Raw genomic sequence first — 23,912 nt, forward strand, 5'->3', positions numbered from 1 at the left:
GCATTCGAAAGGCGATTCACACATGACCGACAGCTCGACCGACGCGTCCACCGACCAGCCGGAACTTCCTCGGCGACGGTTTCTCGGGCTCGTCGTGGGCACGCTCGTCGTCGGATCCGGAGTCGCCGCAGGCGTCGTGACCGCGGTGCAGAACCATCAGCGAGGCGCGCTCGGGTTCGTCCAGACCGGCGACACTGCCGATGTCGACGCCGCGCCGGTGGTCGACGCAGGATTCGGCGAAACGGTGCCGGTGATCGCGGCAGCGGTGACCGGCCTCGGTGTGCAGCGCACCTTCACGCTCGATCCCTCAGTGTCGTTCGCCGGCCGCTGGCCCGTGCTCACCGGGCAGGATGCGTTCAACGGCCGCGTCGAGGCCTGGGTTCGCCGGGCGCTGCAGGACTACGCCCACGAGTACGCCCGTTCCGGCGACTTCTCTCCAGTGCTCACGCCGGTGCCCGGCCATGCCGACGACGGCTCATACGTCGCACCGGCAGAGGCGGTCGACACCGCCGATGCACTGCGCGCCGGCGCCTCGACCGCTGGCTCGACCTGGAGCCGCCCCGACGCCGCCCAGGTCGTGGGCTTCAGCGCGGGCAGCCTGCTCGACACCGTGCCGCTGCCCGGATCGACGCGCAGCGATGCCAACTCCAGGCTCACCGACCGTGCCGAGTTTCCCGAGCCACAGGCGCACGGGCACCTGCTGGCCGTCAGCTGCGACACGACGCAGGCCACCGGCTCCGTGCTCGGCGTGCAGCTGCGCGCCACCCGCGCCGCCACCGTCGACAACGCTCATCACACGCTCTTCGAGCAGCGACAGAGCGTGTTCGTCGACATCTCGAGCGGCACCGCCGGAGTCGGCGGCAGCCTGCTCACCTCCGCCGGGCGCAATCGCGCCATCGCCGCCCTCGCCACCCTCTTGGGCACCGATCTCGATGCACCCATCGGCTCGTCGAAGAAAGACGCGCCGGGCTACGACCCGCTGCGCGACGCGATCGACCGTGGCACCCTGCTCGACGATGTCTCGTTCGACCACAGCGGACAGCTCGTGCTGCGTCTGGCCGTCGAGACCGGGCGCCTCGGCGACGAGCAGCGCGAGCAGTGGGCGGCCGGTCTCGCCACGCCAGGCCTGCTGACCGTGCGTGTGGCGGTCGCAGACGACGACTGCACCGAGTTCGGTCGTGTGGTTCGGCAGGCGGCCGTAGGGCGGATGCCATGGTCGGGCCCGGCTCGCACCGGCGCGACCGATGCGCAGGCGGCTCGAACGCAGGTGTCGTTCGTCGCACCTCTTGCGGCGGAGGTGACCCTGGCATCCGCCGTCAGCACGCTGAGCGCCGACCAGAGCGCGCAGGCCGAACCGCACGACGACGGGCCGGTGCGCCCCAGCGCATACGTCTGGCCGACGCCGGCCGACCTCGTCGCATGTGCCGCGGTGACCTTCGACGACGGGCCGAGCGACTACACCGACACGATCATGGGCGACTTCGCCGCGGCAGGGTCGCACGCGTCGTTCATGGTCGAGGGACAGCATGCCGTGATCTACCCGCAGCAGATTCGCGACGAGATCGCGCAGGGGCACACGGTGTGCAACCACACCTGGGATCACCCTGCACTGACCGATCTCACCTCGGCACAGGTGCGCGACCAACTGACCCGCACCGATGACGCGGTCGAGCACATCTGCGGGGTGCGCCCAGCCCATGTACGGCCGCCGTACGGGTTCTACGACGACACGGTCGCGCAGGCGTCACCGCACCCGTTGGTGCTGTGGGACGTCGACTCGCTCGACTGGAAGGAGCCCGGACAGAGCGTCGTGCACGACAAGATTCTGCGCGAGGCGAAGGCCGGGTCGATCGTGCTGATGCACGACGTGCACGAGCCGACGATGGAGATGATGCCGAAGCTGCTGCACGATCTGCGCGCCTCGGGCCTCACTCTGGTGAATCTCGACACGCTGCTGGCCCGCGTGCCCGAGCAGCAGACGCAGAACGTCATTCACCGTCTCGGGTAGCTCCGCGGTGTGCCGGCCCGGTCAGAACATCGGAGCGGATGCCGTGCGCATGAACTCGAGCACGCGACGGTCGACGATGATGTCGCCTCGTCGCACCGGCCGCGCCAGGTAGAGCCCGTCGAGGCTCGTCAGTCGACTCAGCGCGACGTAGGTCTGCCCGGGGCTGAACGCTCGCGTGCCTAAGTCGATGACCGCGCGGTCGTAGGTCTGCCCCTGCGACTTGTGCACGGTGACGGCCCATGCGAGCCGCAGCGGAAACTGCGTGAACTCGCCGATCTGATCCTGCTCGATCGTCTTCTCGTTCGGGTCGAAGGTGTACTCGTAGCGTTCCCAGACCACCGGCTCGACCTCGACGTCCTCGCCGTCGAGCTCGACGACCACAACGTCGGGGCGGATGCTCACCACTTTGCCGATCGACCCGTTCACCCATCGGCCGTCGGGGTCGTTGCGCAGAAACATCACCTGCGCGTCGACTTTGAGCTCGAGCTCGGGGTCGGCCGGGAACGCGTTGCCGAACTCCCCGTCGATCTGCGCCCGCGCGACCTTGGTGCGCCCGGGCAGCCGCGCGAGCTCGGTGGCGTTGCGCTCGTCGACGATGCGGTTCGTGGTGGCCAGCGTGATGATCGGCTGATCGGGATCGGGGTCGCGGTGGCCGATCTGGTTCAGCCTCGCGATCCAGTGATCGGGCACCGTGCCCTCGCGCACCGCGTTCAGCAGCTGCTTGAACCCGTCGTGGTTCTGTCGGTGGATGTTCGTCAGTTCGTAGACGCTCACCGTCGCCTCGGCCCACACGTGAGCGTCGAAGAACCACTGGCTCGCATAGTGCTCGGTGTAGAACGCGCGCTCGTCGGTCGAGCGCGGCGGCACCGGCGCCAGCTGGTAGGGGTCGCCGAACATCACGATCTGCGCCCCGCCGAACGGCGTTCGACTGCGCTTCTTGGCCAGCCGCAGACTGCGGTCGATCGCATCGAGCAGGTCAGCCGACACCATCGAGACCTCGTCGATGATCACGGTGTCGACGGCAGCGAGCACCTCGCGGGTCTCGCGGCTCATGTACCGCGCGATCTTGGCGACGTCCTGCACACCGACGCGCAGCCCGAAGAGCGAGTGGATCGTCTGACCGCCCACGTTCAGCGCCGCGACACCGGTCGGGGCGCACACCACGACTTTGCCCGGCAGCTCGCGCATGAGCCGCGCGAGCAGAGTCGACTTGCCGGTGCCCGCCCGCCCGGTGACGAACACGCTCTGCCCGCGCATGGCAGCGTCGATGACGGCCTGCTGTTCGCCGGTGAGCGTGATGCCGTCGGCGGATGCCGCAGCACTCTGATGCACCCCGGTCGCGTCTGTCGTCGGGTCGGCTTCCGAGCCGGCTCGCCCGCCGGTCGTCGTCTCGGACGCCGTCTCGACTTCTGTCTCAGCGCTCACCGCAGTCGCCGCGACGTCGTCTGCCTCGCTGCTCTCGGTCGTCGCGCCTTCGCTCGCTGCGGGGTCGCTCATGCTCTGCTTCCCTTCGAGCTCTCAGCCTCTGCCGACGCCTCGTCAGCAGACTTGTCGGGCTCGTCAGAGACCGGGTGCCTCAGACCGGCCAGCATCTCGTTGTAGGCGTTGAGCTCCGCCTCGTCGGTTCGAGCCGCATTGCGGTCGCTGCGCCGGCGCTCTTTGGCATCGCTGCGTGACCACAGCAGCCCGACCAGCAGAGCCAGGACGATCGTCGGGAACTCGCCCAGCCCCCACGCGATGGCACCGCCGATCTGCTGGTCACGAATCGCGCTGTCTCCCCAGGTGCGACCCATGGCCCCGTACCAGTCGGCCTCCTGCAGCCCCGTGCCCATCATCATGAAGATGCCGAAGAAGGCGTGGAACGCCATCGTGACCACCAAGAAGAGCAGCCGCACGGGATACGGCGGCCGGTTCGGCCCCGGATCGATGCCGATCAGCGACTGCACGAACAGGTAGCCGCTGATCAGGAAGTGCACGATCATCCACTGATGACCGAGATGGTCGCGAGTGGCCCAGCCGAACAGCGGCGTGTAATAGAAGACCACGAGTGAGAACGCGAAGATGAACGCGGCGACCACAGGGCCGGCCACGAACTGCCCCCACGGGCTGTGCACGGCCCAGAGAATCCACTCGCGACCTCCCCTGGAGCCGTCGGTGCGTCGGGTGATCGCCCGCATGCACAAGGTCACCGGCGCCCCGAGCACCAAGAAGAGCGGAATCAGCATGGTGAGCATCATGTGCATCGTCATGTGCACGCTGAACAGATACGTCTGGTAGAGGTTGAACGCACCATTGGTCGCCCAGAAGAGGAAGAGCACGCCGATGCTCCACAGCAGCGTGCGATGCCACGGCCAGCGGTCGCCCCGCCGATGCAGGCGCCACGCGCCGATGAAGTACAGCACGAGGGCGAACGCGCACACGACCAGCCAGATCGGGTCGATGCGCCAGACCGTGATGTACGTCAGCCAGGTGGGTTCGGGGGGCACCGGCTCGCCGGTGAGCAGCTCGGCCGGCGTCGGATCGCTCGACAGCTGCTGCGGAATCGGCGTCGCCGTGCGGCCGAGAGCAGCGGAGAAGCCGCTGACCATTCCCATCAGCGCGAACTCGCAGGTCACGATCCATCCAAAGGCCCGCTTCGCAGTCTCAGACGCGTTCAGTCGCCTGATCAGCCGCAGACGGTTGACCGCACCTGCGGCGCCGAGCAGGATCAGCCCGATCGCCTTCCAGATCACGATCTGGCCGTAAGCGGTGCTGAACAGCTGATCCCAGGTTCCGACGCGCAGCACGGCGTTGGCTACGCCAGAGAACGCGACGAGCAGGAATGAGACCAAGGCGAGCGACGAGTAGCGTTCGGTGACCGCCTGCAGATGACGCCCCAGCTTCGGCGACACCGCAGCGAGCACGACGAGACCGCCGATCCAGATGGAGGCTCCGCCCAAGTGCAGCAGCATCGCACTGACCGCCAGGTTGTGGCCTGCGGTACCCGCAGCGTGCCCGGCAGAGGCCAGCGGGATCAGCCCGGCGAACGCGGCGAGGAGCACGAAGAGCACGCCGATCTGGCCGCGTACGCCGGCTGTCAGCACCGTGACGACTGCGGCGATGCAGATGCTCCACAGAGCGAGCTGGCCGACCTGCACCTGCGTGAGGAACAGCCAGAGTCTGGCCCCGAAGGTCTCTGAACCCCAAGAGTCAGGGTCGAGTGAGATGTACGTGAGGATGGTCGACAGCGCACCGCTGATCGTCCAGAGTGCGGCGGCGACCGCCGCGATGTTCAGCGATCGGTTGTAGGCGCTCTTCCATTTCGGCGACAGCGCCCAGACTGCCATGATCAGGCCACCGATCGTGACCCCGATCGAGATGTTGTTCAGAGCCTTGGTCGCGGGCAGCCCCCACCGCACGACCGCACCGGGGTCGAGCAGCACGGACGTCGCCGCCGCACCGCCATGCACCAAGGCCAGAACGAGCCCGATGCCGGTGGCGACGACGCCGAGAAGAAGAGAGAGAAGGGTCTTGCGCTGCACCACACCAGCCTAGTGCCACCCGCAGACGCACGCAGATCGGGTGCAGCCCTCCTGCAGACGCAGAAAGGGCGCATCCCAGAGGATGCGCCCTTTCGAACGAAGCGGTGAAGACTACTTCACTGCAGCCTTCAGCTTGCTGCCTGCCGAGATCTTGACACCCTTGCTTGCGGGGATGTTCAGGGTCTCGCCGGTCTGCGGGTTGCGGCCGGTGCGTGCGGCACGGTTGGTGCGCTCGACTGAGAGCCAGCCGGGCACGCTCACCTTGACGCCATTGGCGATGTTCTCCGAGATGGTCGCGAAGACGGCATCGAGAACGCCGTTCACAGCGGCCTGGGTCTCGCCGGTCTTGTTCGCGACCTCAGCGACGAGCTCGCTGCGGTTCAGGGTGTTGTCAGCCATGAGTGCTCCCTAGTGTTCAGTTCGATTTTGGCTACGGACAGTTCGTTCTGTGCTTGAGATCCGCGGTCCAGCGCCGAAACGCTGCAGAACCGGCGGATCATCAGGCTACCAGCTGGACTTGGTGATGCCGGGAAGCTCACCGCGGTGAGCCATATCACGGAAGCGCACACGAGAGATGCCGTAGGCGCTCAGGTGGCCGCGGGGGCGACCGTCGATGGCGTCGCGGTTGCGCACGCGCACCGGCGATGCGTTGCGGGGCAGCTTCTGCAGGCCGACGCGGGCCTCTTCGCGCTGCTCGTCGGTCGAGTTGGGGTCGACCAGCTGCTTCTTGAGCTGAGCACGCTTCTCGGCGTACCGCTCGACGATCACTTTGCGCTGCTCATTGCGCGCGATTTTGCTCTTCTTAGCCATGCTTCTTAGCGCTCCTCGCGAAACTCGACGTGTTTGCGAACGACCGGATCGTACTTCTTGAGCACGATACGGTCAGGGTTGTTGCGGCGGTTCTTGCGAGTCACATAGGTGTACCCGGTGCCTGCGGTCGAACGCAGCTTGATGATGGGACGAACATCAGACTTCTTAGCCATCAGAGCTTCACCCCTTTAGCGATCAGTTCCTGCACGACGGCATCGATACCGCGGCTGTCAATGACTTTGATGCCCTTCGCCGAGACGTTCAGCGTGACCTTGCGACGCAGTGAAGGCACGAAGTACGTCTTCTTCTGCACGTTGGGGTCGAATCGGCGCTTGTTACGCCGGTGCGAATGCGAGATGCTGTGTCCGAAGCCCGGCGTGGCTCCAGTCACCTGGCAGACTGCTGCCATGGTTTCCTCCTGTACCGTGACCGCCCCGATGGCGCTCACCCAAGATCTCTTGTCGGCTGTGATGCGGGGTTCCGCATCACGCGATGCAGACGTGGAAGATCTGCAACCTATTCAGTCTATTGGTTTTCACGCCCAGATCGCAACAGACATCAGTGTTCCGACGGCCGCGCGTCGTCTGGGCCGTCCGTGGCGCAGATCAGCGAAAGACCCGGCGCAGCCAGATCGACAGCGCCTCGACCACCAGCACGACGCCGAACACCAGCAGCACGATGACTCCGACCAGCCCGTAGTTCGCCCCCTGTGAGGCGTTCAGCAGGTAGTAGCCGACGCCACCGGCGCCTACGACACCCAACAGCGTGCCCGCACGGATGTTCGTATCGAGCATGTACATCGTGTGCGCGATCAGCGAGCGCCGCCCCTGCGGCAGCGTAGCCGCCGTGTAGACCTGAGTGCGCGTCGCACCGGTGGCCGACAGTGCCCGCTCAGGCCCGGCATCCACCTCTTCGAACGAGTCGGCGATGAGCTTGCCGAGCAGGCCGATGCCGCAGAAGCCCAGCGCGAGCGCACCGGCCTGGCCGCCCAGACCCGTGACAATGATCAGCATGATCGCGAGAATCGTCTCAGGAATGCCCCGGATCACCACCAGCAGAAACCGGTTGAACCCGCGCACTCCCCCGTTCGGCGCCACGTTGCGAGCGGCGAGCGAGCCGATGATCACCGAGAAGAGCAGGCTGATCAGCGTCGCCGCGAGGGCGATCGCGATCGTCTCGCCGAGCGCGCCGGTGATGATCTGCGGCCCGTACGAACCGAAGTTCAGCGGCCAGAACTTCGCCAACGTCGCCGGCAGTTTGGCCCAGAACGTGGCGAAGTCGCCCCACTGGATGTCGCTGACGATCACCGCGAGCACAATGACCACGACAGCGACCCAGCCCCAAATCGTGTTGCGCACCCGCGAACGGGTCCACGGGCGCCGCAGCGCTGCAACGACCGTCGGGCTGGCACCACGCTGGCGCAGCGACCCGGCGGGCTCGGCGACGGCGGATACCCCGCTCTCCCCCGCCTGAACGCCGCCGGCCCGTGACGTCGTCGGCTGCGTTCTCGACCCGACGATTCGATCGAGCAGACGGTCGATCACACTGCGGCGCTGAGCTGCCGCGCCCAGCATCACTCTGCGGATGCTGCTTGAGATGATCTCCATCACCACGCAGAGCACGAAGATCACGATCGCGATGCCGACGCCCTTGGAGTAGTCGAGCTGCGAGAACGAGTTCGCCATGTCGTAGCCGAGACCGACGATGCCGACGTAGCCGAGAATGACCGAGCCGCGCAGATTGATGTCGTTGCGGTGCAGGGTGGTGGCCACCCATGAAGGGGCGACCTGCGGCAGAATGCCCGAGACGAACTGCTGCATGCGTCCGCCGCCGGCGGCGCGGATGGCCTCGACCGGCCCCGGATCGATCTGCTCGATCGCATCGGCGAACATCTTCGAGATCATGCCGACCGAATGCAGACCGATCGCGAGGATGCCGGGAAGCGCCCCGATCGAGAACATGAGCACGAAGACCATCGCGAGCACGACATCCGGCAGCGCGCGGGCGAACACACCGATGAACCGGCCGAGCACCTGGCAGAAGCGGTTCGGAGCCGTGTTCGACGCGGCGAGATATGCGACTGGAACCGAGATCAGCGCCGCCATCAGTGTGCCGAGAATGACGATGCCGAGGGTGATGCCGGTCAGAAAGAGCAGGCGGTCGGGCGCGGGAAAAGTGATCGACCCAACCCGACGCAGAAAGCGCTGAGCGTTGGGGCCGCTCTCGAGAAAGGTGCTGACCGAGAGGTTCAGCCCGAAGATCGAGGCGATGGCCAGCACCAGCAACACGGCCAGCGCGGTGATGGCGAGGCCCTGTGAGAGCGCCTGCGACAGCGGGCGGCGTGAGCCACGGGCCCGATCTCGCAGCGTCTGGGCGTCGGCCTCGCTGAGCGTCGCCCGGACCGAGGCTGGAGTGAGCGCGGTCATCAGCGCACGCCCTCAGGAGTGCTGTCGGCCAGCGGATGCGACTCGTCGGGCTTCGCCGCCACACCGGTCGCGATGAGCTCGTGTTCGATCGCGTGCAGCTCAGTTGTCGAGGTGACCACGCGGCCGTAGATCTCCATGACTTCGGCCTTGTCGAGGCCTGCGGCCGGGGTGTCGAGCACGATCTCACCTGAACGCAGGCCGACGATGCGGTCGCCCCAGCTGAGCGCGAGGTCGACCTGGTGCAGGCTGCAGATCACGGTGAGCCCCTCGTCCAGGGCGATCTCGCGAATGAGGTTCATGACCTGCTCGCTCGACTCCGGGTCGAGTGAGGCGACCGGCTCGTCGGCAAGCAGCACCTCGGGATCCTGCATGAGCGCCCGGGCGATCGCGACGCGCTGCTGCTGACCGCCCGAGAGCGTGTCGGCGCGCTGGTACGCGCGCTCGAGCAGACCGACGCGTTCCAGATGCACGAGGCCTTTGAGGCGCAGCTGCTTGGGGTACCCCCAGAGGCCGAGTCGAGGGCCCTTGATCTTCGAGAGCGCACCGGTGAGCACGTTCTCGAGCACCGTCAGCGAGCCGACCAGCTCGAACTGCTGAAAGATCACGCCGACACGAGCGCGCAGCGACCGCAGTGCCTTGCCCTTGAGCGAGCTCACCTGCTGTCCGAGCACCGTGACGGTGCCGCTGGTGGGCTCTTCGAGCGCGTTGAGGTGACGCAGCAGCGTCGACTTGCCCGAGCCCGACAGGCCCAGCAGCACGACGACCTCGCCCTGCTCCACTGTAACGTTCACGTCATGCAGGGCAGTGTTCGTTCCGAAGCGCTTCGTGAGGTCTCGCACCTCGACGACCGTCTCGCCGGCGTGCGGCCGGTGCGATAGAGCGGATTGGCGGGTCATCGTGTTCTCCTTGAGTCTGCGCCGAGTGAGATCTGTCTCGCGCGGTCGTCGATGGATGCTTGTTGCGTCGGTGTCTGAGACACGAGCGCGTCGGCCGGTGGCGGAGAGCCGCACCGGCCGACGCCGTCGTGATCAGAGCTCAGGGAGTCAGCCCTGGCACTGCTTCGCGTTGGTCTTCGAGCAGATGTCGCGAATCGTGTCGTAGTACTTGTCGTCGACCGGCTTGGTCTCGTAGAACGCCGAGGCGAAGCCCTCGCTGGTCGCATCCTTGATGCCGGCGTCGGCGATCTGTTTGATCGTGACGTCGCTGAGCGTCTTGGTCAGCGAGTCTTTGACATCCTGAGGCAGCGCGTCGTTCATCACGATCGGAGCGCCGGGCACGAGCACCTTGTCGATGACCCTGACCTTGTCACCGGCTTTCTCGACCTCGCTGTCCTCGGCGAAGCCCGCCTCGCACTCAGTGCCCTCTGAGACCTTCTGCACGCTGACATCGTGCTTGCCCGCGAACACGGCGGTGACATCTGACTGCGACGGGTCGTCGGCGTTGACCTTGATGTTCTGGTTCAGCAGCTCATAGCTGGGGAACAGGAAGCCCGAGGTGGAGCTGGGCGAGACGAAGCAGACCTTCTTGCCCTTGAAGTCGGCGACGCTGTTGATCGACGAGTTCTGAGGCACGATGGCCTCAGAGTAGTAGCCGGGCTCCTGGCCTTCTTTGGTCACGATCGACGAGATCGGGGTGAGCTCCGCACCGTTGTTCTTGGCGGTCACGTAGGTGAAGCCAGAGAACGATGCGACGTCGATCTTGCCCGAGACCGCTGCCTCGATGAGCGCTGCATAGTCAGTCGACTGCTTGTACTCGACCTTCTTGCCGGTCTCTTTGGCGATGTAGTCCATCAGCGGCTGGTAGTTGGTCTCGGTATCGGCTGAGTCAGGCACGGCTCCGAAGACGAGTGTGTCGGAGTTCTCGGCGAAGCTGCCACCGGCATTCGACGACGAAGCCGAGTCCGATGAGCTGGAGCAGGCTGCCAGGCTCAGTGCCGCGGTGGCAGCGAAGCCCAATGCCGCGACCTTGGTGAACAGTTTCTTCATGGAGAATCCTCATCCGATCTGCGCCACAGGGCGCGCTCTTGCTGGTGAACGACTCGAATCTAAGGACGCCATGTGAACAGACCTCACCGCAGGAGTGAACGCACACCGCAGCAAAAGTGAACGGGGCACGTCACGAGGTGAATGCCGGGTGAACCTGACGGGGTACCGCTGACGATGCCGAGGTGCTGTTCGGGACGTGAGGTCGACGGCCACAGGGAGTCAGAACGCCAGCACCATCACACCGGCGAGCACGACCATCGCGCCGATCAGCCGGCGCACCGGGCTCGGCTCGCGAAAGATCAGCCACGAGGCGAGTGCGACGAAGACGACGCTCACCTCTCGGGCAGGTGCGACGAGCGACACCGGTGCGATGCGCATGGCCATCAGCGCAGCCACATATGACAGCGGCGAGAGCACGCCGAACACGAGCGCCGGGCGCCATGAACTCCGCACCGTCTCGGCGACCTGACGTCGGGCGTCGTCCGCTTGTCCGCGCAGGCGGTCTCGCATGCCGCCGGCGAGTGCCGAGAGTCTGCCTGCGTCACTGGTCGACGACGCATCCGCGCTGCGGGCCGGGCGTGATGGGCGGCGACCGAGCAGCATCCACAGAAAGGCGATCGACTCGCCGAGGCTGCAGCCGACCATCAGCGCGACCGGAGGCACCCCTGCGCCGTTGACCATGTGGGCGTCCCAGATCGTGTAGATGGCGATGGTGACGCCGGTGAGCGTACCGAAGACGACGCCGACGCGGGTGCGTGCGGCGTTCGTCGTACGCAGGTCGCTCAGCCCGATGAAGAGCACGCCGGTGATGATGAGCGCCACGCCGATCAGCGCCGATGCGCCGGGCCGTTCGCCGAAGAGCACGATCGCGAAGATCACCGAGAGCAGCGGCCCGGAGCCCCGTGCCGTCGGGTACACGACCGAGATGTCGCCCACGCGGTAGCCGTGCTGCAGCAGCAGCATGTAGCCGATGTGCAGCAGCGCCGAGACCACGCTGCCGACGAACAGAGCAGTCCATGAGGTCGGGGTGACGACGAGCGTCCAGACCGCGACGGGCGCCCACACGAGGGTCGACGCCAGCGCGCCGACGAGCAGAAAGGCGACGCCTCCGGCGGCCGCGCGCTTCGAGATGAGGTTCCAGGCGGCGTGGGCGAGTGCACCGACGGTGATGAGGGCGATGGCGAAGAGAGACAAAACGGGAACCCAACTGCACGGCGCGGGCGCGCCGAACGGGCTCCTCCGGGCTTTTGTCCTGTCAGATGACGACGTTCGATGGCGACCGTCGTGGTGCCGCTCGGACCAGTCGTGCGCGATGCACCGGAACCCTAGGCACTGTCGCTCGCAGGCTAGCTGGCAAAGGTGAACGCCCGGCAAACGGGTTCCGGCGGGCGTGGTCGCGGGTGCCCGCAGCCTCCGACGCCCGAATCCTCAGCTCTGAGCGTCAGCTGCCACGGTGCGCCGCAGCACACGGGGGTCTGCAGCGGGCTCAAGCAGCGCGTCGTGCAGCTGCGTCAGCGGCAGTGGCGTTTCGACCAGCTCCTCCCAGAGCGGGTCGCGCGCCAGAAGCTCGACCGCGCGGACCAAATGCCGAGGTTCGTAATTGTGCACTCCGGTGATGGTCAGGTGGTCGCGCACCACGTGTTCGGGGTCGAAGGCGACCTCGCCGATCGGAGAGACCGCGCCGACCAGCACCATCACACCGCCGAGACGCAGGCCTGCGAGCGCGCTTCGCACGCCCGACGGAGTGCCGGAGAACTCCAGCGCGACGTCGAAGCGCTCATGCGCGTCAGACTCCGAATCGTGCACTCGAGCGCCGAACCGACATGCCGTGCGCAGCCGCTCCGCTGAGAGGTCGGAGACCGCCACCTCACCGCCGATCGCGACGGCACCAGCCGTCGCGATCGTGCCGAGCCCACCAGCGCCGACCACCAGCACGTCGAGACCTGAGAGATCCGCACGTCCGAGCACCCGCGTGGCTGCTTCGAGCGCCGCAACGGCCGTGCCACCGGCGCACGAGGCGAGAGATGCGGCCCGATTCCCGAGGCCGTCGGGCACGCGTGTGATCGCGGTGCCCACCGGCAGCAGCATGTGCGATGCATAGCCGCCGGAAAGAGGCCATCCGCTGTCGACACGCTCGTGGCCGACTTTGCGCAGATGACGACACTTGGCGGTGATGCCGGCTCGACAGCGATCGCAGTGTCCGCAGGCGACCGTGACCGACCAGACGACACGGTCGCCGATCTGCAGACCGCCGCCGCAGACGTCCGTCGGAACCGGTGCATCCGGCGCACACGGCCCCACCGCCACGACCTCGCCGACCGATTCGTGCCCGAGCACCGAGGGGCACGGCGCGTCACGATGACCGAGCACAGTATGGCGGTCTGAGCCGCAGATCCCGGCGACGAGGACGCGCACTAACACCTCGCCGGGGCGCAGCTCGGGGAGGTCGACCCGATGCGCGTCGAAGCGGTCTTCGCCGAGCCAGACCATCTCTGTCGCAGCGGTCATCTGATCGCCGCTGTCGCGATGTCAGCAGACAGATCGATCACTGAGTCGACCACGACGTCAGCCCCGGCCGCCTCGAGCTGCTCTCGGCTGCCTGCACCGCTCAGCACGCCGACGGCTCGCACACCCGCGTGACGAGCGGCCAGCACATCAGCGGCAGTATCGCCTGCAGCCACCACCTGCGCGACGTCTTCGACACCGGCGAGCTCCATGGCGTGCTGAATCAGATAGGGCGCAGGTCTGCCGGCACACACTTCAGTGGCACAGATCAGGCCATCGAGCGTCGCATCCGCGTCACCCGCTTCGACCCGCCAGCCCAGCCCCTCGAGAAGCGCATCGGCGACGGGGCGAGCGAAACCTGTGGTCAGCACGACGGCGGCTCCGGCGCTGCGCGCCTCGCGCATCCACGTTTCGACGCCAGCCACCGGGCGCGGCGGAGTGTCTCGGTAGGCGCGCTGCAGCATCGCGGTGAACGAGGCGAACACCTTGGCGACCCTGGCGTCATCGTGATCGGCCCCGCCGAGACGCAGCAGGTTGCGAATCGCCCACTGCTTTTCGACGCCGGTCCAGTCGGCGAACGCACTCTCGTCGATCGTGGCGCCCGCTTCGGTCACTGCCCGGCGCAGCACGTCATAGACGATGTTTCCTTCGTCGACGGTGGTTCCTGCGATGTCAAGAGCGAAGAGCCCGTGCATGATGGTTTCCTTTCAATGGTCTGCTGCTCGAGATTGGTGTGTTGGGTCTCAGAGATCGAGCGTCACGTGTGCCAGACCCAGCGCCGTGGTCATGCCGATGCCGGTGGTCACCGTCGAGACCTGCACGCCCGCGCACGGAGACTCCACGAGATACTCGCGCTCCGGTGCCGAGGCGTACACGCCCTGCCACCGCTGCTCCACGTGGAGATCGTCGACCCCGAACAGGTCGCGAGTGAACGCCAGCAGCGTCTCGAAGCCACTCTCTGGTTGGAACGGTTGCGGCGCGACGGTGCGCAGGTGTGTGTCGCCGATGTAGAGATGGCCCGTCGAAGACATGGTGTGCATGTGGTTCAGATCGAGCTCGGCGGCGACCGGATGCTCGGCATGCAGCCGCGAGCGTACGGCAGCGGCCGCCTCGCACTCGGCGAACGCCGAATAGCGCAGCATCGACCAGCCGGTGAAGAGCGGATGCTGCAGCGCGAAGCGCAGACGCGGTCGAGCCCGAATCATCTGCAGATGACAGCGCAGCACCCCGGTGCGCTCGGCCATCTCGGGAAAGAGTTCGTCAATGTCGTGATTGACCGCGACCACGATGCGATCAGCGTGCACTTCGCCACGCGAGGTGCTGACGACTCCCTCGGCAACGCCGGTCACTGCAGTGCGCTGCAGAAAGCGCACACCCTGCGAAGCGAGCCAGCGGGCGATCGCCGGCGCGGCGGTGCGGGGGTCGACCTGCAGATCGAGCGGCAGCAGGGCGCCGCCCACAGTGGGCTCCGGCCGGACAGGCACCAGTTCGTTCGTCGCAGCTGCGTCAAGCAGCCGGACTTCGCCGTCGCGCGTCGCTGCGAACTCGTCGAGCAGCGCCCGCTCTTCGTCACTGCGGGCGACGACCACGGTTCCGGACTCCGCCGCTGCGAAGCCTGCCTCGCGCGCGAGACGCAGCCAGCGAGGTCTGGCCAGATCCGCGTACTCGCGCGCGATGCCCGACTGGGCGGTGATACACGCGTGGCCGAAGTTGCGCACCGAGGCGCCGCAGATCTCGGCGGCACGGTCGATCACCAAAACCCGGGCACCTCGCTGCAGCCCCTCGTAGGCGTATGCGAGACCCACGATTCCCGACCCCGCGACCACGAGGTCGAAGTGGTCTGCGTCTGCTGCCGACAGAGAGCGAGCACCAGCGTCATCGATGAGGGCTGGCTGCTGTCGCATCGAAGTCGTCGTGCCGGAGCCGATGACGCCGAAGTCAGTGGAATCAGTTGCGAAGATGTCGGGGGTCACAGCAGAACCATGCCACCGCCGGCCGGGCAGACACTGCCGATCGTGACTCTCTTCGTGAACACTTCGCCGAACAGTCACCTGCTGGTCACCTCGGGGCAGCCTGTTCGTCCGACAGGCTGCAGTACTCAGCGCAGCTGCCCAGCGCGCTCCGCGGTGCACTTGGGGCACAGACCGATCACGTCAATCACGTGCGCCTCGTCGGTGTATCCGTGTTCGGCGGCCACGGTATGCGCCCAGCGCTCGACTGGAGGAGCCGAGATCTCGACAGTGGCCCCGCACTGCCGGCAGATCAGGTGATGATGGTGAGCTTCGTTGCCGCAGGCCCGAAAGAGCTGCTGCGCATCGGCGTCGATGTGCACGTCGGCCTCGCCGTCTTCAGCCATACGGCTGAGCGCACGGTAGACCGTGGCGACGCTGACCGTCGACCCGGCATTGACCATGCGCAGGTGCAGCCCCTGCGCGCTGATGAAGCCGTGCTCGCGTTCGAGGGCTTCGCGCACCGCGGTCTGCTGCCAGGTGTTTCGCCGTTTCACATCGGTCATGATGCCTCCATTGTGCCACCCGAACACGTTGTGTCGTCAGTGATTCGTCGACGCACCCTCTGGCAGCGGCGTCCTCTGCAACCGCCTCAGACCGCTTTGGCGCACCAGCCCGAGTGCTCGGCGCACCGCCCACGACACCAGCAGAATTCCGGTGGCGCTGAGCACGATCGCCGGCCCCGCGGGCACCGGCCACCGTGCCGAGATGAGCAGCCCGATGACTCCGCTCGCCGCGCCGAGGATCGGAGCGACGAAAAGCATCCCGCGCATGCTCACGGTCAGCTGTGCTGCCGCGAGAGCCGGGGCAGCCAGCAGCGCGATCGCCAGAATCGCGCCGACCGCGGGCATCAGCGCCACCACGGTGGCGGTGATCAGCACGAGCACCACCGCATCGATGCGCCAGCCGCGGAACCCGGCCGCCTCGTAGCCCGCCGGGTCGAAGGTCGAGAACAGCAGCTGCCGTCGCAGCAGCACGACCGCAAGAATCGAGATCACCAGCAGGATGCCGGCGAACTGCACATCAGGCAGGGCCACCGACAGAATCGACCCCGTGAGAAATGTCTGGACCCGAATGGGCAGCGACGGGTTCAGCCCGGTGAGCACGGTGCCCAGGGCGAACCCGCCGGTGAGCACCACACCGCTGGCGACGGCGGCTCGCTGACGACACCAGGTCGTCAGCGCGAGCATCACCAGTGTGAGCACGACGGCGAAGATCGCGTTGCCGATGAGAACGTTCCAGCCGAGCAGCACGGCGATGATGCCTCCGGGAAAGGTGGCATGCGTCAGCGCCGTCGCGAAGAAGGTGCGCTTGCGCAGCACCACCAGCACGCCGACCAGCCCGGCGAGCGCGCCGACCAGCACCGCCTCGACGAGGGCTTGGCCGAAGAACCCGATGGCGTCGGTGAGCACGTTCATGATGCACTCCCCCGTCGCAAACGGTGCAGCCCGGCCCGGCGCAGGGCACCGATGATGAGCGACGCGGCATAGATCGCCACGAACGCCCCGACCACCGCGCCGCTCGGCGACAGATTCACACCGCGTCCCACCGAGACGTCGAAGGCGACTGCCAGCCCTGCCCAGCCGGCCACCAGCGTGAATACCCCGGAGAGCACGACCATGCCGATGATCCCGGCGCCGAAGTTGCGCGCAGACGCGGCCGGAATGATCAGCAGCGCAAGCACGAGCAGGTTGCCGAGCACCTGCGAGCCTGCGACGACCGCCACGGCCAGCGACATGTTCAGCACGAGGTCGGTGGCGACAGGTCGAAAGCCCGCTGCACGCGCGCCCTCCGGGTCGAACGCCCGATAGAGCTGCCCACGTCGCGTCACGATCATCGCGACCACAGCGACTGAGGCGACGATCGCGATCGACCAGAGCTGCGCCGGACGAATCGCGAACATCTGCCCGAAGAGCAGCAGCTCGAGCTGCCCGGGAAAGCCGCTCGCCGAGACGGCGATCACACCGATGCTGAACGCCGTGGTCAGCACCACCGCGACCGGAGCGTCCGCCTGCCTCACCCGGGTCGCAGTCAGCGTGAGCACAGCGGCCGCGATCGCCCCTGCGATGATCGCTCCGGGCAGCGCGCCGTCACGACCGAGCGCGAGCGCCCCGATCGCCAGCCCGGGAAACACCGCGTGCACCAGGCCGTCTGAGACGAACTCGAGGTCGCGCAGAGCGACGAATGGGCCGATGGCGGCGGCCAGCACGGCCAGTACGACGAACGCGAGCAGCGCGCGCAGCATGAAGTCGTACTGCAGAAACGGGACGATCAGATTCATCGATGGTCTCCGAGCGGCGCGATGTGCGGATCGGCCCCGGTGTCATGCGTGCCCGAATCCGGGTGGTGGGGGCGCCAGCTCGACGAGAAGGCCTCTGCCACGTCGCTGCCACCGCTGTAGGCCTCTTCGATGACCTCCGGGGTGAGCACCTCGTCGATGGGCCCGAAGGCGACCTGTCGTCCGGCGAGCACCGCCACGTGCGAACACACCACTCGCGCGAGGCCGATGTCGTGTGTGGAGAGCACGACAGAGAGACCGTCTGCGAGCAGGGTCTCGAGAATGCGTTCGAGGGCGGTGCGGTTGGTCTCGTCGAGACCGTTGAACGGCTCGTCGAGCAGCAGGATGCGCGGGTCGCCCGCCAGCGCACGTGCCAGCAGCACTCGCTGCTGCTGGCCGCCGCTCAGCAGACCGAAGCGCCGACTCGCCAGCCCGGTGAGCCCGACACGGTCGAGGCTGTGCTCGATGACCGCGCGGTCGGCCGCGCTCGCCCGACGCACCCACCCGAAGGCCCGACCGGTCTGTCTGCGGTAGCGCCCCATCGCCACCACCTGGCGCACCGTCACCGGAAAGGCCGCATCGATGTCAGTGGTCTGCGGCAGGTAGCCCACGTCTTCTCGCGCCTCGGCCGGGCGGCGACCGAGCACGGTGATCGAGCCGTGCTGCACGCGAATCAGTCCGAGAACGCCTTTCAGCAGCGTCGACTTGCCTGAGCCGTTCGGCCCGATCAGCGCGAGCGCCTGCCCCTCGCACAGCGTGCCGTCGACGTCGGCGAGCGCGGCGGTGGTGCTGTCGTAGCCGAGATCGACATGAGAGAACTGCAGGGTCGGCTTGGGGGCGTGCATGGTGTTCACTGTATCGGCACTCGGTTCTGATCTGCTGAGGGGTCGGTACGCCACGTCGCCGTGGCGTCGAAATGGTCGCCGGAAAGCGCAAACCGCCCGGTCGCGCGCAGTGCTGCGCGTGATCGAGCGGATGCGCTCACCAGCCGCGAGCGCATTCGCGTCGCGACGATGGCGGTGTGACGAGCACGAAGACCATGCCCGTCAGGCGCGGGGCAGAGACCCCGATGACGTTCAGAGGCCCTCGGGAGCCTTGGGGTCGAGCCCCCACGACTGCCCGATGAGCGTGACGTTGTGCACGGTGGCCTTCAGGTAGGTCTCGCCCTCTGAGCCGGCCTCGCCGAGCGAGTCGCCGTAGAGTGCGTCATCACCCGAGTAGAGCTTCACGCCCGACTCGTCGGCGATGCGCTGCACGATCTTCGGATCGACCGAAGCCTCGGCGAAGACGGCCTTGACCCCGGTGCCCTTGATCTTGGTCACCAGAGACTGCAGCTCGGCTTCGCTGGGCTCGGCGTGGTCGTCGAGGCTGTTCAGCACTGAGTCGTCCTGCGTGATGTCGAAGGCCTTCACGAAGTAGGCGAATGCGTCGTGCGTCGACACGAACTTGCGTGCATCGGGCTGCACCGGGGCGAAGGTGTCTTTGATCCACTTGTCGACATCGTCGAGCTTGGCCTCGTAGGCCGAGGCGTTGCTCTTGTAGGCGTCGGCATGGTCAGGGTCGGCTTTGGCCAGCCCGTCGGCGATGTTCTGCACCTGGATCTTGGCGTTCGCCGGGTCTGTCCAGATGTGCGGATCGTTGACCAGCTCGGTGTGGCTGTGGCCCTCCTCGGCCTCCTCTTTCTCATCGTCGGTCGCAGGAATCGGCGTGACACCCGTGCTGGTGTCGATGATCTTGTCAGCCGGTGCGGCATCGCTGACGACCTGGTCGAGACCGAATCCGTTCACGATGACCGCGCCCGAGTCGGCGAGCGCAGCCGAGTTGGCGGCAGTGAGCTCGAGATCATGCGGGCTCTGGTTCGGAGCGACGATCTGCGTCACTTCGGCACCGGTGTCACCGACGACCTGCTTGGTGAAATCGCCGAGCTGCGTGGTCGAGACCGTGATCTTCAGATCGCTCTTGGCCGGTGCTGCCGACGGGCTGCTGCTCTGGCTGCTGCAGCCGGCGAACAGCAGAGCGCTCGCGGCGACGACACCGATGACTGATGCGGTGCGGGTGTACTTCATCGAGACTTCTCTCCAAAATGCTGGTGTGAAATGTGCGGTGCCGTTCATGACGATGCGAATGCTCTGCGGGCCAGCTTCTGCCGCCCAGAGCGCAGCACCGTCAGAGTCGAGACCGAGTCTGACGACAGATGTGCCGCCCCGACGCAGGCCGCCGAGCAGAGCATCCTCGATGTCTGCGGCAGGCCGGCGCCGGAGCGACGACAACCACGCGCCCACTCTAAGCGCTAATGGGAATCGATGTCAATTAGAGGCGGCGCGCGTCGTCGCCTGCGCTCAGTACAGCCCGGCGGGCACCCGCTGATATCCCTGACACCAGCTCGGGCGAAGCCCGGGCAGAGTGCCGATCGACACCGGCTGATCGGCGGCGAAGATCTCGGTGTTCGCACCGGTCACATTCGGCATCATCACATAGCCGTCGTCCGCGGCGTCGTCAGGCGCCGTCGTGACTGCGATGAACCTTCCCGATGGTGATGCGCACACCCCAGAGACCGACCCTCGCCCAGGCGATGTGGCGATGCGACGAGCACCGTCGCCGGTGAGTGCGTAGACGGTGTCTGTGGTCTGGTCTCCAGAGCTGCTCTCGTACACCGCGACAGCGCCGAACGACGCCGGCGCGAGCTGCACGAGCCGTGACCCGCTGTCGACGCCCTTCGGCTGCGAGGTGTCCAGGTGCTGGCGCCCGCCGCTGACCGGGTCGACCAGAGCGAACGTCCCGTTCTGATCCGACATCAGCAGCCGCTGCTGCGCGGCCGACCCGAGCACCTCGGTGTAGCTGCCCAACGGCAGCGGGGCCTGTTCTTCGTCGTCGTACTGCTGGTCGGTGCGCACTTCGAAGAGCGCGACGCGCAGCATGGTGTTGTCCCACTGCCGAACGACCGCGAACCGACCGTCTTCGGTGAGCACGACCTGGTTGCCCTGCACCAGCTCGCCGCCCGGAGTGTGCACAGGTGTGCCCGTCACCGAGCCGTCCGCACCGGCCAGATTCCAGGCGACGACCTGCCCGCCGGGCTCGCCGTAGTCGAGGGGGTTGATCGTCGCCGAGACTGTGTCTCCTGAAAGAGCGAGACCGATGACTGTCGCCTCCAGCGGAAGCACGAGCTCGCGGGCATCATTGGAGGTCGCATCCGAGGCCTGACGATCGAGCAGCTCCAGCTTCGTGGCAGCCGTCCTGCGATCGGCCACGGCGACCACGATCCAGCGGTCGTCCACCACGAACGTCTGAATGCGCGGCGCAGTGAACACGGTCTGCATGCCCGTGTCGCTGATGCCGGAGCGCACGATCCGGTCGTCGCCGCGCAGTGCGCTGTCATCCTGGTATCCGCCGCCACGCCGCAGCGAGAGCACCGGTGCCTCGTCGGCGACAGCCGCCGCGTTGGCATCGGTCAGCACGGTGTTCTCGCGGTGCCCGTACCATTGGGCGCCGACGAACACCGCGACGAGCAGCACAATCGTGCCGATGACCCCGACTCGCCAGGGCCAGCGTGCACGATGCGTCACACCAGAGCGGTCAGTTGAGATACGGGTCACCGGGCTCCTCGATGCTGTGCAGATCGGTCGGCGCGAAGACGACGGCATACGGACTCGACTGGCTCGCGTTCACCGCGAAGCCGCCGCTGCCCTCAACCCACGACTGCGGCGGATACGTCGCCTGCCAGCCGGGATGATAGACAGGAATCGACACCGGCTGAGCGTCGAGCGTGCAGCAGGTGACCATGAACCGCGTCACGAGCATGACGTTGTCGGGATCCTGTCGATCCGGCGTCACGAAGCCCGAGAACGTCGCATTGTGTCCGTCGTAGAACGACAGATCGCCACGCAGCTGCATCGTCGACGCCCAGTCCGACATCGTGAACGACTCGGGGCCGGCGCCGACCGTCGCGATGTCGCCGGTCATCGTCTGGGCGAGCGTGGTGCCGCCGACGGCGGCGTCTCGCGTCACAGCCTGCGAGGCACTGAGCGTCGTGGGCTGCGCGACGGCCAGCATGGCCACGATGACGGCGGTGGCGACGCCGCTCACCACAGGCCAGCGTCGGATGCTTCGCGTGGGCGGCCGCGCATCGTCGCCTTGACTGTGGTCGTCGTGGTCGTGATCGTGATCGTGATCGCGGTCTGGCAGCACGACCGCGACCACGCCCAGCAGCAGAGCGACCGCAGCCATGGCCACGGCGAACCAGACGTACCGCGGGTTCACATAGAGATCGAGATGATGCTGCGCTGCCAGCCACAGGATGAAGCCTGAGAGCGCGACGGCGATGACGACGCCGTGCCAACGTCGAAAGTGCTCAGGCCAGTGCATTCATCCCCGATCCGAGTACCAGGACGAACAGTGCCACGATCGCCGTCAGCCAGATCAGCGTCCGCGTCGAGAAGGTGGTGCGCAGCAGCGCCAGCATCTTGATGTCGATGATCGCGCCGAACACGAGAAACCCGACCAGAGCGCCCGGCAGGAACGTCGAGCCCAGTGCGAGGATGAAGAAGGCGTCGACGTTCGAGCAGATCGAGACGATGAATGCCAGCAGCATCAGGGCGACGACGCCCCAGACCGGGTCGGCGCCGAGATCGACGAGCACATGACGCGGCACGAACACCTGAATGGCCCCGGCGATGAACGCGCCACCGATCAAGGCGACCAGCATGGCCTGCGTCTCAGTGCGGAAGACACCACCGCTGGAACGCAGCCGCCCGACGAATCCGCCCCCCGCATGCTCATGCGCGTCAAGTCGACAGGCCTCGTCGAAGGCAGGGGTCAGCAGACGGCGCTGCTCGGGATAGAGGCTGAACAGCCAGCCGACCAGATTGGCCAGCACCAGAGCACCGGCGACACGACCGACGAGCACGCCGTTCTGCCAGCCGAACGCCTGATAGGTCGTGATGATCGTCACCGGGTTCACGATCGGGGCGGCCACCAGAAACGTCAACGCGTCGCCAATGTTCATGCCGCGACTCAGAAACCCTCGAGTCACCGGAACGTTGCCGCATTCGCACACCGGCAGCAGGATGCCGAACAGCGAGATGATGATTCGGCGAGTGAAGCCGTTGCGCGGCAGGTGATCGAGCAGCAGACCCTGCGGCAGCCAGAAGCGCAGCGCGATGGCGATGATGATGCCGAGCACCACGAAGGGCGTCGACTCCACGAGCACGCTGAGCGACAGAGTGACCCAGTCGCTCAGCGCATCGCCTAACGTCACATCCTGCAGCGGACTCGCGATGCGGATGACGATGAAGACCGCCAACGCGAGCAGCGCGATCAGCGGCCAGAGCATCCGTCGTCGAGCGGCGCCAGCACTCTCGCGACTCGAGCTCGTTATGTCTTCGTCGTGGGCGAGCCCGGCAGTCGACTCTGCGGCGAATCGCTGCGCCGCGACCGCACGCTGCTCCTCTGCGTGTTCGGCAGCCGTCCGCAGATCGACCTCGACCGGAGGCTCTCGAAGAGCGCTGCGGTCGCGGCGAGGGGCGGGCCGAGACCTGCTCTCACTATCGGATGCGGCTGACACGGCGCTCATTATTCCACGGGATCCTGTGCACAGCCCAGCAGCGTCAAGGTCGGTTCGTGCTCAGGCTCGGGCCGCCTGCCCCAGACGTCAGGGCTGACGCGTGCGCACCGCCCGAGCCGTCGAGGCCAGCCCGGCGCGACGCAGCGCCGCTGCGAGCCAGACGCCGATCTCTGCCCAGAGCAGCTGCCCGACCAGCAGCGAGAGACCGGTGCCGATCTGCACCCAGAGCGGAGTGCGCGCCAGATGCCACACGAACCAGTGAATGCTGAAGAGGAACGCCGCATTGATCAGGGCCGCGACCACACAGCTCAGCAGACCGAAGCGTCGGTACCGTCCGATGAGCAGAGCAAGCTCGACCGCGATAGCGACCACGAGCGCCGCGACCATGTTTCGCGGGTTGAAGCCGCCGAACGGCGTCACCACCACCGCGGCGACGAAGCCGGCCACCAGCGCCGCTCCCGGGCGCCGAATGAGGCTGGCCGCCAAGACGCCCACGAACAGGGCCGTGCCGGTCATCGGGGCGGCGAGCATGGGCGAGACGGCATAGAGGGCAACCGCCGCGACCTTCGTCGCCGCAGTGATGGCGGCTCCGAATGCCCCGATCACCGCGGCGACGAGCAGCTCGCGTGTCGACCAGTGCCAGAGTCCGCGCGCAGAGCCAGCCTCGACACCGTCGACGTGCTGTGATCGAGAAGAACGAGAAGAGCTATTGCGAGTCATACTCACTAGCATAGGGGTGCAGTCAAATCGAGACGCCCGTTCGCCCGCTCATTGCATCATGCGCCGAGGCGGTTAATGGGCTATGCTTGA

General features: G+C 66.8%; 23 protein-coding genes. 1 reads left to right on the top strand and 22 read right to left on the bottom strand.

Annotation, left to right across the window (positions count from 1 at the left end; all coding sequences use genetic code 11):
• Positions 1 to 22 precede the first annotated feature (22 nt).
• The gene (locus F8O06_RS10950) at positions 23 to 2,008 is read left to right on the top strand and encodes a polysaccharide deacetylase family protein (RefSeq protein ID WP_192496933.1); all 1,986 of its coding nucleotides are present in this window, start codon (positions 23 to 25) and stop codon (positions 2,006 to 2,008) included.
• Between the two features lie 21 nt (positions 2,009 to 2,029).
• On the opposite strand, the gene F8O06_RS10955 is transcribed toward F8O06_RS10950, so the two are convergent.
• The 22 genes from F8O06_RS10955 to F8O06_RS11060 form a co-directional block, all read right to left on the bottom strand.
• A complete protein-coding gene (locus tag F8O06_RS10955; protein WP_158038592.1) occupies positions 2,030 to 3,505 on the bottom strand; it encodes an ATP-dependent DNA helicase in 1,476 nt (491 codons plus the stop codon).
• Positions 3,502 to 5,529: a cytochrome c oxidase assembly protein gene (locus F8O06_RS10960; protein WP_225733483.1), complete on the bottom strand. Its 2,028-nt coding sequence runs from the start codon at positions 5,527 to 5,529 to the stop codon at positions 3,502 to 3,504. Before F8O06_RS10960 ends, F8O06_RS10955 begins: the two co-directional genes overlap by 4 nt.
• Positions 5,530 to 5,640: 111 nt before the next feature.
• The gene (locus F8O06_RS10965) at positions 5,641 to 5,928 is read right to left on the bottom strand and encodes an HU family DNA-binding protein (RefSeq protein WP_158030617.1); all 288 of its coding nucleotides are present in this window, start codon (positions 5,926 to 5,928) and stop codon (positions 5,641 to 5,643) included.
• A 105-nt stretch (positions 5,929 to 6,033) separates the two neighbouring features.
• Positions 6,034 to 6,339 (bottom strand): 30S ribosomal protein S14, encoded by a 306-nt coding sequence (rpsN, locus tag F8O06_RS10970; protein ID WP_158030616.1) that lies wholly within the window; start codon positions 6,337 to 6,339, stop codon positions 6,034 to 6,036.
• Between the two features lie 5 nt (positions 6,340 to 6,344).
• Positions 6,345 to 6,512 (bottom strand): 50S ribosomal protein L33, encoded by a 168-nt coding sequence (gene rpmG, locus F8O06_RS10975; RefSeq protein ID WP_158030615.1) that lies wholly within the window; start codon positions 6,510 to 6,512, stop codon positions 6,345 to 6,347.
• Complete coding sequence (rpmB, locus tag F8O06_RS10980; protein WP_158030614.1) at positions 6,512 to 6,748, bottom strand: 50S ribosomal protein L28; 237 nt, start codon at positions 6,746 to 6,748, stop codon at positions 6,512 to 6,514. The genes rpmG and rpmB overlap by 1 nt, the downstream gene beginning before the upstream one ends.
• A 196-nt stretch (positions 6,749 to 6,944) precedes the next feature.
• The gene (gene phnE / locus F8O06_RS10985) at positions 6,945 to 8,765 is read right to left on the bottom strand and encodes a phosphonate ABC transporter, permease protein PhnE (protein ID WP_158038593.1); all 1,821 of its coding nucleotides are present in this window, start codon (positions 8,763 to 8,765) and stop codon (positions 6,945 to 6,947) included.
• Entirely contained in the window at positions 8,765 to 9,661 is an 897-nt protein-coding gene (phnC, locus tag F8O06_RS10990) for a phosphonate ABC transporter ATP-binding protein (protein ID WP_158038594.1), read from the bottom strand. Before phnC ends, phnE begins: the two co-directional genes overlap by 1 nt.
• Before the next feature lie 147 nt (positions 9,662 to 9,808).
• Positions 9,809 to 10,750: a phosphate/phosphite/phosphonate ABC transporter substrate-binding protein gene (locus F8O06_RS10995; RefSeq protein ID WP_158038595.1), complete on the bottom strand. Its 942-nt coding sequence runs from the start codon at positions 10,748 to 10,750 to the stop codon at positions 9,809 to 9,811.
• 219 nt (positions 10,751 to 10,969) lie between these two features.
• On the bottom strand, positions 10,970 to 11,944 hold the full coding sequence (locus F8O06_RS11000; protein ID WP_158038596.1) for an EamA family transporter: 975 nt from the start codon (positions 11,942 to 11,944) through the stop codon (positions 10,970 to 10,972).
• A 234-nt stretch (positions 11,945 to 12,178) separates the two neighbouring features.
• A complete protein-coding gene (locus tag F8O06_RS11005) occupies positions 12,179 to 13,258 on the bottom strand; it encodes a zinc-binding dehydrogenase (RefSeq protein ID WP_225733484.1) in 1,080 nt (359 codons plus the stop codon).
• A complete protein-coding gene (locus F8O06_RS11010; protein WP_158038597.1) occupies positions 13,255 to 13,950 on the bottom strand; it encodes a phosphonatase-like hydrolase in 696 nt (231 codons plus the stop codon). Before F8O06_RS11010 ends, F8O06_RS11005 begins: the two co-directional genes overlap by 4 nt.
• A gap of 48 nt (positions 13,951 to 13,998) precedes the next feature.
• Positions 13,999 to 15,228 carry a TIGR03364 family FAD-dependent oxidoreductase gene (locus tag F8O06_RS11015; RefSeq protein ID WP_225733485.1) on the bottom strand — a complete coding sequence of 410 codons (1,230 nt, stop codon included), beginning with the start codon at positions 15,226 to 15,228 and terminating at the stop codon, positions 13,999 to 14,001.
• A 125-nt stretch (positions 15,229 to 15,353) separates the two neighbouring features.
• Positions 15,354 to 15,770 (bottom strand): Fur family transcriptional regulator, encoded by a 417-nt coding sequence (locus F8O06_RS11020; RefSeq protein WP_192496934.1) that lies wholly within the window; start codon positions 15,768 to 15,770, stop codon positions 15,354 to 15,356.
• A 36-nt stretch (positions 15,771 to 15,806) separates the two neighbouring features.
• Positions 15,807 to 16,682, bottom strand: coding sequence for a metal ABC transporter permease (locus F8O06_RS11025; protein ID WP_158038598.1), 876 nt, complete (start codon positions 16,680 to 16,682; stop codon positions 15,807 to 15,809).
• Positions 16,679 to 17,545, bottom strand: coding sequence for a metal ABC transporter permease (locus tag F8O06_RS11030; protein ID WP_158038599.1), 867 nt, complete (start codon positions 17,543 to 17,545; stop codon positions 16,679 to 16,681). Before F8O06_RS11030 ends, F8O06_RS11025 begins: the two co-directional genes overlap by 4 nt.
• Complete coding sequence (locus F8O06_RS11035; RefSeq protein ID WP_158038600.1) at positions 17,542 to 18,387, bottom strand: metal ABC transporter ATP-binding protein; 846 nt, start codon at positions 18,385 to 18,387, stop codon at positions 17,542 to 17,544. The genes F8O06_RS11030 and F8O06_RS11035 overlap by 4 nt, the downstream gene beginning before the upstream one ends.
• Positions 18,388 to 18,618: 231 nt before the next feature.
• Positions 18,619 to 19,812: a metal ABC transporter substrate-binding protein gene (locus tag F8O06_RS11040; protein WP_158038601.1), complete on the bottom strand. Its 1,194-nt coding sequence runs from the start codon at positions 19,810 to 19,812 to the stop codon at positions 18,619 to 18,621.
• A 69-nt stretch (positions 19,813 to 19,881) separates the two neighbouring features.
• Positions 19,882 to 21,135, bottom strand: coding sequence for a hypothetical protein (locus F8O06_RS11045; protein ID WP_158038602.1), 1,254 nt, complete (start codon positions 21,133 to 21,135; stop codon positions 19,882 to 19,884).
• Positions 21,116 to 21,904 carry a TIGR03943 family putative permease subunit gene (locus tag F8O06_RS11050; protein WP_158038603.1) on the bottom strand — a complete coding sequence of 263 codons (789 nt, stop codon included), beginning with the start codon at positions 21,902 to 21,904 and terminating at the stop codon, positions 21,116 to 21,118. The genes F8O06_RS11045 and F8O06_RS11050 overlap by 20 nt, the downstream gene beginning before the upstream one ends.
• Positions 21,891 to 23,102, bottom strand: coding sequence for a permease (locus F8O06_RS11055; protein ID WP_225733486.1), 1,212 nt, complete (start codon positions 23,100 to 23,102; stop codon positions 21,891 to 21,893). Before F8O06_RS11055 ends, F8O06_RS11050 begins: the two co-directional genes overlap by 14 nt.
• Positions 23,103 to 23,189: 87 nt before the next feature.
• On the bottom strand, positions 23,190 to 23,822 hold the full coding sequence (locus F8O06_RS11060; protein ID WP_192496935.1) for an ECF transporter S component: 633 nt from the start codon (positions 23,820 to 23,822) through the stop codon (positions 23,190 to 23,192).
• Positions 23,823 to 23,912 lie beyond the last annotated feature (90 nt).

The sequence above is a fragment of the Pseudoclavibacter sp. CFCC 14310 genome (assembly GCF_008831165.1).
Lineage (GTDB): Bacteria > Actinomycetota > Actinomycetes > Actinomycetales > Microbacteriaceae > Pseudoclavibacter_A.